The organism is Gryllotalpicola sp. CP2-P1 (assembly GCF_057512245.1).
In genome coordinates this window covers 1-1,517 of record NZ_JBLRDT010000357.1, presented here as the reverse complement: position 1 = coordinate 1,517, position 1,517 = coordinate 1, and the positions used below count along the sequence as shown (strand labels likewise).

General features: G+C 71.5%; 1 protein-coding gene. It reads left to right on the top strand.

Annotation, left to right across the window (positions count from 1 at the left end):
- Positions 1 to 1,517 (top strand): winged helix-turn-helix domain-containing protein (locus ACM2XV_RS15175; protein WP_487027545.1); only part of this gene is annotated, 1,517 nt, incomplete at both ends.

Here is a 1,517-nt window from a genome sequence, read left to right as displayed (position 1 = left end):
CGGCTCGATGAGGCACTGGTCCGCGTCACACGGCGCTTCCTTCGCGACGACATCGTCCCCATGCTCGAGGCGCTCTCGGATTCGAGCTGGCTCGACTTCGTCCTGGCCAGCGCTGTTCCCGACCGTCTGACTGAGGAGCTCGCCGTCGCCATCACGGGGGACGAGCGCGCGGGCGAGCGGCTGGAACGCCTTGTCGCCGAGACGATGCTGATCGCCTCGAGCGAGGAAGGCGAACCCGCGTACCGCTGGCGCGCGAATCACCGCGCCGCGCTGAGGCAGGAGTTCGAGAAGCGCGACCCCGCCGGCTTGCGCCGGGTGCACGAGCGCGCCTCGGCATGGCACTTCGACCGCGGCCAGGCTGCAGAGGCCCTCGCCCACGCGCACCTCGCCCAGGATTGGGCCGCCGTCGTGCGCACGGTCGAGCAGTACTGGACCCGTCTCATGTACGAGAACTACGCGGAGACCCGCACGGCACTGCGCGACGCCCCGGTGTCGGTCGTCAGCAGCAGCATCGCCGCGGTGGCCATACGCGACATCTTCATGCTGCGCTGGCGTGTGGGCGACGACCTGCTTCTCGAGGCCGCCCGCGCATCGCGACTGAGCGAGCCGCACTGGATCGAGACGCTTCCTATCCCTGCCTGGGATCGGGCGATCACCGACGCCACGGCCGTCATGATCGCCCTGCGCACCCGCGGGGAGCTGCCGCTCGCGCAGCGCTTTGCCGAGAGCATCGACGCCGCCCTCAATTCGTGGCTCACGATCGCCGGCGTTCCGGGGCTCGGCCTGTCCAGCGACGCGCTGCACGCCATGCTTCACGTCGGAATCACGCGCACGTTCGCCGACGATCACGACGGAGCGGTCGAGACGCTGCGGCGCACCTATCGCTTCAGTCCGCGAGCTACCGGCGACCCGTCCGCCCCCAATGCGGCGGTCAAGACCGCGGTGGCGTACTCGCTGGCCGGTGACACCCGGCAGGTCGAGGACTGGCTCGGCCGCAGCGGTGGCGACGACGTCGAAGTGTGGCCCCTCGGCGCGCTGCGCGCGCAGCGCGCGCTCGCCGGCGCCCTCGCGGCGATCGAGAGCGGAGAGCGAGACGAGGCCCGGCGGCTGCTCGGCCTCTTGGAGACGCGCACCCCGAACGAGTATGTCTGGGAGACGGCCTACGTCTACGCGCAGGCGCGTTTCGACCTTGTCTGGGGCGACCGGCAGCTGCGCCTGCGAGAGCTCGCTCGCGAGCGCGAACGCCTGCAGCGGTGGCTCGAGCCGGGCTCGACCCTTGGGCCGCTCGTCGATTCCGTCGAGGCCGAGCTGCAGCTCGCGCTGGGAAACGGCACTCGCGCGCACGCGCTGCTCGCGGCATCCGATCACCCCCGGCTGCTCGCGCCGCGCGCTCTGCTCGCCCTGCTGAGCGGCGGAAACGACGAGGTCGTGCGCATCGCGACGGCGGCGCTGAGCTCGCCCACGATCATCGCGCGCGATCAGACGCAGCTGCAGGCGCTGAGGGCCGTCGCGCAGGT